Below are 10072 nucleotides of genomic sequence, written 5' to 3'. Positions count from 1 at the left end.
CTGCGTGCTGACATTGCGTGCATCGATGCTCTGCTGTTGTGGCTTTGTACCCGAACCTTGGAGGTAACCATGGCAGGCTATCTGATCGCAGCGTTCATCTTCTTGTTCGTGCTGCAGCTGGTGCTGGCTTCGCTACGCCAGAGAGGAGTGAAACTCCCCGCCATTGGCAGCAAGACCGTTCTCCTGGCGCTGGCGGCGATTGTGCTTCTTGTGCTCATCATCGATGCGGTGGTCATCATCCAGGCAGGCACGGTGGGCGTGGTCAAGCGGCTCGGCGCCGTGCATCGCGAGCTGCCGCCAGGCATGCACGTGGTGATCCCGGTGGTGGACCGGGTAGTCATCTTCCCCACCATCAAGAAGACCTACGAAGCCTCCGACGAGCCCAGCCAGAGCCGCGCCGATTTTCCGGACGTGGTCATCAGCGCCCTCACCTCCGACGGGCAGCAGATCCGCGTCGGCATCACCGCGCGCTTCATGATCCAGCCCGGCATGGCGCCATGGATTCTGCAGAACCTCGGCACCGAGCGCGACTATGTGGAGAAGGTGGTCAAGACGGAGATCCGTGGCTCCGGGCGGCGCGTGCCCACCAAGTTCGCCTCGTACGACCTTTACACCCGGCGCAGCTACGACGCCCAGCAGGCGCTCTTTGACGAGCTCGCCCCGAAATTTGCCGCCAACGGTCTGATCTTGGACGAGCTGGTGCTGCGCAACATCACCTTCACGCCGGAGTATGCACGGACGCTGGAGGAGAAGCAGATCGCCTTAGAGAACATCACCACCGAGAAGAACAAGCTGGAGCAGGAGAAGATCCGCAAGGAGCAGAAGATCGTGGCGGCCGAGGGCGACGCCAAGAGCATAGAGATCCGCCAGGCTGCGCTGAGCAAGAACCCCACCATCATCCAATGGGAGTTCGTGCAAAAGTTGGCGCCGAACATTCAGTGGGGGGTCCTGCCGCAGAACATCCTGCCGCTGGTGAATCTGCAGGGATTCACCAGCCAGAGGTAGCGCCAACTCTTTGGCCTTGCCCGTTGCGCCATGACCTGACTTCTTGACCGGCACCAGGTGCCAGCCGGGTGCGCTGTGCTCGCGCATGGGGCTCATCTCGGCGCTTTGCGGAACCGGCGGGCGGTAGCCTCACGCGCCGCCCATGGTGCCTCGCTTGCGTAGCCTGGCCGGGAAAGAGCCTGTATTTTGTGCTGTGGTCTTACCGGCGCGCTGGGGGTTGAGTGAACATTGACACGGACAGGGAGAAGATACGCGCATGAGGCCGACAGGAAGTTCACCGATTGTAGTTGATGCCGAGCTCCTTGAGCGGTTTGAGTGCGGACTCGATCCACGTTTCCCGGAGCGGAGCGCCATTCCCGCGCGCGTGTTGGGCTTTGGCGAAATCAGCACCGTGCTTGCCATTGAGGCCGAGGGTCTGCGCGGCTTCGCTTTCAAGCGCATGCCTCTGTTTCTGAACGACGAGGAGGTGCGCCGCTACGCGTCCGTCTACCAGGAGTACTGCCGGCTCCTGGAGCAGGAGATCGGCCTTTCGCTGCCGGCGCACGGCTACCAGGTCATCAGGGGCCGCACCGGGCGGCCTGTTTTCTACATCGTGCAGGCGCAGTTGCCAGCCGAGTTCATCGGTAATCGCCTCATTCACCGGCTGGCGCCGGAGGAGGTCGAGCTCCTGGTAGGCCGCGTGCTCAAGGAGCTGCACAAGGTGTGGCTCTTCAATGGGCGCCAGACGGACCTGCAGGTTGCCATCGACGGCCAGATTTCCAACTGGGCCCCTGCGCTGTGGGAGGGAAGCGGGCAGGACATTGCCCAGGCGCCGCTCCTCTACCTCGACACCAGCACGCCGCTATTCCGCGTGCACGGCGTGGAACAGTTGGACACGGAGCTATTTCTCCGCAGCGCCCCGTCCTTCTTGGTTTGGATCTTGCGTCTCTTTTTCCTCAAGGACGTGGTCGACCGCTACTACGATTTCCGGCGCGTGGTGGTCGACTTGGCGGCCAATTTCTACAAGGAGCAGCGTCCCGAGCTCATCCCCTTGGTCCTGCGCGTGGCCAACGCCTTTTTCGCCCACGAAGCGGCCGACTTGCGCATTGCCCCAATCGGCGAAAAGGAAGTTGCTGCCTACTACCGGGAGGACGCCCTCATCTGGCGGCTCTACCTCGGAATGAGGAAGATCGACCGCCTTCTGCGCACATGGGTGCTGCGCGGCGAGTACCCGTACATCTTGCCGGACAAGATCAAGCGGTAGAGGAGGACAGAGATGGCTGCAATCGGTAGCATGGCCAAGGAGCGGATCATCGAGAGCTTTGCCCGGCACGTATCCAGCGGCAAGGTTGAGTTTTTCCGCAAGGCCGGCATCGACTTTGTGTTTGGCAAGAGAGAGGGCGTGTACGTGTGGGATGTGGCGGGCCGGCAACGCCTCATTGACTGCCACTGCAACGGCGGGGTGTTCAACCTCGGCCACCGCCATCCGCGGGTGGTCGCCGCGCTGAAGGCCGCCTTGGAAGAACTGGACATTGGCAACCATCACTTCATCAGCGAGCATCGCGCGTTGCTGGCCGAGCGGCTGACGGCGCTCTGTCCAGGGGATCTGAAGAGGGTGGTGTTCGGGGTAGGAGGGGGCGAGGCCATCGACATGGCCATCAAAATGGCGCGGGCCCACACACGGAGGCCGAAGATCATCTGCGCCCAAGGTGGCTATCATGGCCACACCGGGTTTGCCCTAGCCGCAGGGGATGCCAAGTACAGTGCGCCCTTTGCCCCCTTGGCGCCGGGCTTTGTGCAAGTGCCTTTCGGTGACTTGGCAGCATTGGCAGCTGCCATGGACGCCGACACCGCCGCGGTCATCTTCGAGACCATTCCTGCCACCATGGGCATCGTGGTGCCACCTGAGGACTATTTTGCCGGCGTGCGTCGCCTGTGCGATCAGCATGGGGCGGTGATGATCATCGATGAGGTGCAGAGCGGCTTGGGCAGATGCGGGGCCGTGTGGGGCATCGACACTTTCGGGGTGGTCCCCGACATTTTGGTCACTGCCAAAGGGCTGTCCGGGGGACTGTACCCGATCGCTGCCACGATTTACAGGGACCACCTCAACGCCTTTTTGCATGAGAACCCCTTCATCCACATTTCCACCTTTGGCGGCGCAGAGGTCGGCTGCCATGTGGCTTTGGAAGTGCTTGCCATCCTGGAGGAACCCGAATTCTTAGCGCACGTGCGGCGCATGGCCGGGCGCTTTGCCGATGGTCTGGCGCGACTCAAGGAACGGCACGGCGCGGTGCTGGTGGAGGTACGGCAGCGCGGTTTGATGATGGGACTGAAGCTCGCCCACGAGGCGATGGGGCCCTTGCTCACCTTGGCAGGATTCCGGTTTGGGCTGCTCTGCATCTATGCCAACAACGACCAGTCGGTGAACCAGCTTTTGCCGCCGCTCACCATCCGGGAGCACGAAGTCGATGAGGTGCTGGCGGCCTTGGATGGTATGCTGGACTGGGTGGAACAGGCAGCTGCGCGGATGTGAACCCCGGCGGCGAGTGGGTGCGCACCAAGAGCGGATGCTCCGTGGACCGCGGGCCCTCGCGAATAGACAGCGGGGAGAATCCGCAGGCGGCTGCAGTCCTCTGGCTTTCTGCTGGGGATAAGTCTGCCCCGCGTTCTTGCCGCGCAGGTCGTCCCGGAAGCGCCCGGGCGGATGGTACGGTCGGCGAACTCCCTCTACCCGTCAAGGGGATGGCTGCTTTGGCAGATGGAGCGAGGGAGGAGCGGCGCCGACGCTATCTGGCAGTCGGCTCCTTGTTTGGGCCTGAAGCAGGGCTCCGCCCCGGCGCCTGTTTTCTACAGGCCCAGCAGGTGCCGGTTGCCCAAGTGGACGCGCCGCAGGCCAGCAGCCCGGGCCGCTTCGAGGCACGAATAGGCCCGGTCCCGCGAAGTGACAGGAAGGTCGCTCATGAAGAATTGGGGGTAGAAGGCGAGCAGCGAATAGGGGGTGTCCGGGTCCAGCGCGGCGATGAACTCTGCAATGCGGCGCACCTCGTCAGCTTCGACGTAGCCCGGCACAAGGAGCGTGCTGACTACAAGCAGCGGCACTGCAGGGCGTTGCCGTGCCAGTCGCGCCAGCCATGCCACGTTCGCCAGAGTCTGGGCATTGCTCGTGCCGCAGAGCGCCTCGTGCAGTTGCGGCGTGAAGGCTTTGAGGTCGATCTTGATGCAGCCGCCGCTGCGCAGCGAGAGTTCGGCCATTTGACGCAGGGCAGGTAGGGTGACGCTGCCGTTTGTCTCCCAGCAGATGCGCAGCGGCCGCCCCTGGTTGGCACGGAGCGCGAGACGCGAGGCCGCCAAGGCGTGCGCCACCTGCGGCGCAGGGTCACCGCCGAAGTAGCAGACGCAGGCAGTTCGCCGGTCCACGGCTGCCGCCAGCTCGCGGGCAGAACGCTGCTTGTTGGTCGGCTTTGCTTCGCGGTAGTGCCAGTTCTGGCAAAAGAGGCAATCAAAAGTGCACGCTTCGTAGAAAACGGCGAGGTTAGTGAACCCGTGCTCAGGGCCGGGAGCATAGGAGAAGTCGGGATAGCCGACCTCGGCCCCGGCCGGGCAGACCCAGCTTGCCACGCAGTTGGTGGGCAAAGGGTCGTGGTACCAGCTCACTAAGGCGCTGCGTGCCGTGCCCGCCTGCTGCAGGAGTCTGCCTCGGTTGTTGCGCCGCAACCCGCAGTAGCCGCGTCCGCCGTCAGGGATGCGGCAGCGGTTGCCACACCCCTTGCAGGCTACGCCCTCGGCTGCCGCGGGGATTTCCTCCGGCAGGTCAAAGGGTCGACGTGCGGCGGCATGCGCCTGTCGCACAAATTCCTTCGCCTGTGCTTCCCGCCGCACTAGGCAGGCGGCGCAGACGCCCAAAGCGCGACTGACCAGTCCTGTTTGCCCACAGAGCTTGCAGCGCTCGCTCGCCATGCCGTTTCCTCGATGCATCGCCGCGCGCATGTTTTCACCCGTCGCGGGGGCTTTCCGCAGCTCGCACGTTACGCTGGCCACCCTGGCCTTCCCGCTTTGCAGCGAGAGTCCTCCCCCACGTTGCCCGCTCAGCGTGCAGGATGTCGGTCTGCCCTTCGAGACATTACGCTTGGCCTTTGGGGCCAGTCCGCCGGGCAATTGCGGGCGGCCGTTGGTTCAGGTGTTCCTCCTGCCAGCCTGGCCGACTTCCCGGTCTGGCAGTGGCCGATACTTGCGCAGCGCGTGCAGCAGGGCGCGAAAGTCCTTAGGCAGCGGGGCCTGCACCACTACCTTGCCGCTCCTGGGCGAGACAAAATGAAGCTCAGCCGCATGCAGTGCCAATCTGCTCAGGAGGGGTCGCTCTTCCTGGTCGTGTTTGCGCTTGTAGTGCGCCTTGAGCTCCGAGAGGTAGATGGCAGGCCGGCCGCCATAGGAGCGATCCACCGCCAGCGGGTGCCCGACGGCCTGCAGGTGGGCGCGGATCTGGTGCGTGCGGCCGGTGCGCGGCACTACCCTGAGCAAGGTGTACCCGCGAAAGCGTTCCACCACCTGGTAGTCAGTGACCGATTCCTTGCCGTCGCTGCGCACCGCCACGTGCCCCCGTCGCCGGGCGTCGCCGGCAAGTGGCAGCGCAACGGTGCCGTCGTGTGCTACTTCCCCAGCGACAATGGCGAAATAGACCTTGACCATGGCCCGCTCCTGGAGCTGGAGGCAGAGCGCACGGTGGGCCTCCTTCCCCCTTGCGAAGAGCACCACACCGCTTGTGCCCTCGTCCAGGCGGTGCACCGGCAAGATGTGCTCCCCCGGATGAACGGCACGCAGCATAGACAAGAGGTTGGGCCGGCTGGCATCCCAGCGGTCCGGAATGGTGAGCACTCCTGGCGGCTTGTCTACCGCCAGCACCGCCTCATCAGCAAAGAGGATGTCTAATGGGATTTTTGCCATGGCCTAAGGCCGAAGGTTGCCACTCCCTCAAATGATCTCCCGCGCATTTCGATCCGGCAAAGGTGGAAACGGCGCTGGCGGCAGGCTCTGGTACCAGTAGGCAACCGAGGCAATGTCATCTTGCAGGGGGAGAAAGCGCCGCCCGCTGCGCCAGCCGAGGGCCTGCATGGTCACTTTTAGCTCAGAGGAGAAAAAGACCGGGTCGTGCAAGTGAAAGCGATACAAGGTCATGCGTGCTCCTGGTTCGCCAGACTTTTTCACCACCTGGCGAAAGCCGCAGAAAGGCCCGCTAAAGTCCTCGCCGAAACACCAGGCACCGCCGAAATAGTCCTCGGTACCGGTGCCGCAAATGGTGGGAAAGTCCTGGTCGCCGTCGATAAACATCTTGATTTCGCCTTCTCCCCACCAGCCGGCGTTGTTCTGCTGCCAGGCCATGAAGGTGCCCACATAGTGCCCCTGGCCGCGCACGCCATCCACGAGAACATGTTCACAGCCATAGGGCAATGGGTTGGAACGCCGCCACTGAGCATGCAGGTACAGGGCATCCTCAGGCACTTCTTCCAAGGTGTAGTTGATGGTGTAGAAAAAGTGGGGCAGTTCCTCAGGGGCCTGGTTTTCCACGGTGATGCGGGCGTGGGTGCGGAATGGCATGGGGAAGTAGCAGTTCATCCCCCCGGACGGATTGACGCTGATGGGGAGGGCCAGGATATTCTGCCGACAGCTCCAGGAGTTGCAGAAAAAGTCGCCCAGGGGTACCTCCACCGATGGCTGGTCAAGGTGGTCCCAGTAGCATCTGAAAATGAGGTCGCGATAGAACTTTTCGCTGCACGTGAGCCAGATGTGGCGGATCACCCCCGGACCGTCGTGGTCCATCAGGGTCGCGGTCTGCCCTGGCGCGATGCTGATGCAGGGGCGCACCTTCCAACCGCGTCCCAATTCTCTGGCAGGGCTGTCTGCATCCGGCTCCGCCATCGCCCCTTTTCCCTTCTCGCCCGTAGGGTTCTCGGCGCTGAGAGAGCGCGACTCGGCGTGACGTTTGCGGAAGATGTTGGCAAGGTCAATTTCCATGACTTTCTCCTCACTCCTGTGGTGCTGTGCCAAAGAGACGTTGTCGGGCGCGCTGTGCCCAGAAGTGGCGCAAACAGAGGCGCAGATTCAGGGTCAAGTCCGGCTTGCTGTTGATGACAAACAGCCCGGCCGATGCAGCGTACACCCCGCGGCGGAGCGGCCGCAAGGTGACTGTCGCCTGGCCTCCTGTCCTGCGTCGGAGCTCATGACGCACCATTTTGTTGATCTTGTCAGCCAGGCGCAGATGGGTGTCGACCAAGAAGATGGCCACATCCGGCGCCAAAGCCTCCACGCGGTCGAAGAACGCCGCTACCACCGGCTGATGGATGTTCTTGGGTGGACTGGACTTGGTCTCCACGTAGACCAGCAACTCACCCAGGAGGGCAATCACGTCAAAGTCCCCGCCCGCCGGCAAATCGTAGACTTTGACATCCCAGGCCACATTGGCGGCAAAGGCCCGGGCAAAGAGCTGCGCGACGTACCACTCCAGCGTATCGCCGAAACTGTACACGGCCTGGTTTCGCAACTGGAAGGTGTTTTGACTTTCTCCCGGGACGATTACCCCTGCCCGGAGCAAATACTCCACGTAGCGCTGGGCCTTGCGCGGCGAGCAGTAGTGCAGCAGGTCCTCGGCGCGAAAACCGGCGCGATACTTGATGACATCGCGCAGGAGCAAGCGGAAGGAATAACGCTTCATGAAGCGCAGGTACTCCTCGCAGGCCTGCGCGTCTGCTGGCTCCGGCAAGAGCACATTGTCCAACGGCGAGTCGGCTGCATAGCGCAGCCCTCGATGGCTGATGATGGTGCGAATAGTCTCTTGTTGCCGAGCCCGACCGTTCATGCCGCGCCTCAAGTTTCGCTGTGTTCCTATTTTACGACATTTTCTCCAGTCAAGCAAGCGGAAAGCGCAGAGCAGGAGGCTCGGCGTGCTTTCCCAAAAATGCCAACCGCCCTGAGTGGTATTCCCAGATTTGGGAAGTGCTCGCTTGCGGAAGGCCGGGAGGGCGGTCGTGGGTGGTGGCAAATCCCTGTAAATGTGGAGGCGCCTTCGGACTTTCATCTTTTGGCGCATGGCATACAGTTTGAGAAGCAATCTTATCCCGCAAAGGTGGCCGGTTTTGCTTGACTTTGAGGGGCGAATTTTGTATAATACCGCGGCCCCACGGGGTTTTCGCGCCCGGAGCACAAAGGGCTGTCACGCACTGCCTTGCGGCTTTCGCGCAGTCGCGCACGGCATGTAGTGCTGCATCAAGGCATCAGCTAGGAGGCAGCTATGGAGATTGAAGGGTACGACTATCCAGACGATCTCTACTACCACAAGGAGCACACGTGGGTCAAGCCCGAGGGTGGTGGCCGTGCCAGAGTGGGGATGACGGACTTTTACCAAAAGCTCTCCGGTGAAATCGTCTACGTGGACCTTCCTTTCGAGGGGGATGAGGTCTCCGAAGGGGAGACGGTCGGCAAGCTGCAGTCCAGCAAGTGGGTGGGCAAGATTGTCAGCCCACTTACCGGCACCATTGCCGAGGTGAACAGTGCCCTCGAGGACACAGCCAACTTGATCAACAAGTCCCCCTACGGCGACGGGTGGATCATGGTCATCGAAGCCTCTGACCTGGATGCCCAGCTCGCTGGCCTCATGAAGATAGGCGACATCCCCAAGTACCTGGAGGGAGAGAAGGAGCGCGTGGAGCGCGAAAAGCAGAAGAAGTAGTTGCGCCGTGTGACCTCGGTGCTTTGCTGAACGAGGGGGCGCAGCATGAAGGGGGAGCGCAGCAGAGTGTTTTTTCCACTTTCCGTGAGGAGAGCACCGGTGAGACTTGCGATCCCGTACGGCAAAGAGGCGCAGCAGGTCGAGATCGCTGACCACCACGTGATGCATGTGCTGCACCCCAATTCCGTGGCGGTCGGCGATGAGATGGCAACACTCATGGCGGCAATCTCGTCGCCCCTGCAATCGCGCCCTTTCGACGAATTTCTTTCAGATGCCCGAGACGTTCTCTTCATTGTCAACGACGGCACGCGTCCCACTCCTACCGCCAAGATACTCGACATCCTCCAGCCAAAGATTCCTCTCGCAAAAACCCGCTTCTTGATCGCCACCGGCGTGCACCGGGCGCCGACGCAGGAGGAGTATGACTTCATCTTTGGGCGCCACTACCCCTATCTGAAAGACCGCATCTACGTCCACGATTGCCGCAAGCAGGAGGAGATGGTCCACATCGGCACCTCGGTGAACGGCACCGAGATGTACGTCAACCGCATGGGCGTGGAGGCGCACAAGATTGTCATCATCGGCTCGGTGGAACCCCACTATTTTGCCGGCTACACAGGCGGCCGCAAGTCTTTTCTCCCTGGTATTGCCTCCTATGCCACCATCGAGCAGAACCACAAGCATGCGCTGCGTCTTGAGGCCAAGGCGCTGGCGCTGGAAGGCAATCCGGTGCACGAGGACATGATCGATGCCTTGCGCAGCATCGCCGATAAGGAGATCTTTTCCATTCAGACCGTGCTGGATCGGGACCGGCGGATCTATGCAGCTGCCGCCGGCGACCTGCACGCTTCATTCCGCGCGTGCATTGCCAAGGCCAACGAGGTCTTTGCCGTGAAGATTCGCGCCAAGGCCGACGTCGTGGTCTCCGTGGCGCCCTATCCCATGGATGTGGATCTGTATCAATCGCAGAAGGCCTTGGACAATGGCAAGTTGGCGCTCAAGGAGGGCGGCATTCTCATCATGGTCTCCAAGTGCCGCACCGGTATCGGCGAGCGCACCTTCTTCGAGCTCCTTTCCAGTTGCGATTCCCCGCAGGCAACTATCCAGAGAATCGGCGAGGAGTTCAAACTTGGCTACCACAAGGCGGCCAAGATGGCGGAGATCAACACCTGGGCACAGGTGTGGGGGGTCACAGACTTGCCAGACAAGGACCTGGAGGCAATCTTTATCAGGCCGTTCCGCACGGTGCAGGAGGCCCTGGATGCGGCGTTAGTAGAAAAAGGACCGGATTGCCAGGTGATCTTCCTGATGGATGGCAGCATCACCGTGCCACTCTTGGGCTGAGTACGGCCGGAGGGATAACCG

At 62.0% G+C, this 10072-nt stretch carries 9 protein-coding genes; 5 read left to right on the top strand and 4 right to left on the bottom strand.

Going from position 1 to position 10072, the window contains the following annotated elements:
- The first annotated feature begins 69 nt into the window (after window positions 1-69).
- The 3 genes from H5U38_13140 to H5U38_13130 all read left to right on the top strand — a co-directional run bounded on the left by H5U38_13140 (window position 70) and on the right by H5U38_13130 (window position 3520).
- Window positions 70-1005, top strand: coding sequence for a prohibitin family protein (locus H5U38_13140; protein MBC7187972.1), 936 nt, complete (start codon window positions 70-72; stop codon window positions 1003-1005).
- 256 nt (window positions 1006-1261) lie between these two features.
- Window positions 1262-2248 (top strand): hypothetical protein, encoded by a 987-nt coding sequence (locus H5U38_13135; GenBank protein ID MBC7187971.1) that lies wholly within the window; start codon window positions 1262-1264, stop codon window positions 2246-2248.
- A gap of 12 nt (window positions 2249-2260) precedes the next feature.
- Window positions 2261-3520, top strand: a complete 1260-nt coding sequence (locus tag H5U38_13130) for an aspartate aminotransferase family protein (GenBank protein MBC7187970.1) — start codon at window positions 2261-2263, stop codon at window positions 3518-3520.
- A gap of 314 nt (window positions 3521-3834) precedes the next feature.
- Here the strand turns inward: H5U38_13130 and H5U38_13125 are convergent, their stop codons facing one another.
- The 4 genes from H5U38_13125 to H5U38_13110 all read right to left on the bottom strand — a co-directional run bounded on the left by H5U38_13125 (window position 3835) and on the right by H5U38_13110 (window position 7837).
- Window positions 3835-4944 (bottom strand): radical SAM protein, encoded by a 1110-nt coding sequence (locus tag H5U38_13125; protein ID MBC7187969.1) that lies wholly within the window; start codon window positions 4942-4944, stop codon window positions 3835-3837.
- A gap of 216 nt (window positions 4945-5160) precedes the next feature.
- Complete coding sequence (locus tag H5U38_13120) at window positions 5161-5928, bottom strand: RluA family pseudouridine synthase (protein MBC7187968.1); 768 nt, start codon at window positions 5926-5928, stop codon at window positions 5161-5163.
- A gap of 27 nt (window positions 5929-5955) precedes the next feature.
- A complete protein-coding gene (locus tag H5U38_13115) occupies window positions 5956-6996 on the bottom strand; it encodes a DUF2961 domain-containing protein (GenBank protein MBC7187967.1) in 1041 nt (346 codons plus the stop codon).
- Window positions 6997-7006: 10 nt separating this feature from the next.
- Window positions 7007-7837, bottom strand: coding sequence for a hypothetical protein (locus H5U38_13110; protein ID MBC7187966.1), 831 nt, complete (start codon window positions 7835-7837; stop codon window positions 7007-7009).
- Window positions 7838-8269: 432 nt separating this feature from the next.
- Here H5U38_13110 and gcvH point away from each other — a divergent pair, with 432 nt between their 5' ends.
- Together gcvH and larA are read left to right on the top strand one after the other, a co-directional pair.
- Window positions 8270-8707 carry a glycine cleavage system protein GcvH gene (gcvH, locus tag H5U38_13105; GenBank protein MBC7187965.1) on the top strand — a complete coding sequence of 146 codons (438 nt, stop codon included), beginning with the start codon at window positions 8270-8272 and terminating at the stop codon, window positions 8705-8707.
- A 99-nt stretch (window positions 8708-8806) separates the two neighbouring features.
- Complete coding sequence (gene larA, locus H5U38_13100; protein MBC7187964.1) at window positions 8807-10051, top strand: nickel-dependent lactate racemase; 1245 nt, start codon at window positions 8807-8809, stop codon at window positions 10049-10051.
- Window positions 10052-10072 lie beyond the last annotated feature (21 nt).

It is taken from the genome of Calditrichota bacterium, assembly GCA_014359355.1.
Taxonomy (GTDB): Bacteria; Zhuqueibacterota; Zhuqueibacteria; order JANLFK01; family Oleimicrobiaceae; genus Oleimicrobium.
Note: the sequence above shows the minus strand (reverse complement) of the source record. Positions and strands in the feature narration are given on the sequence as shown.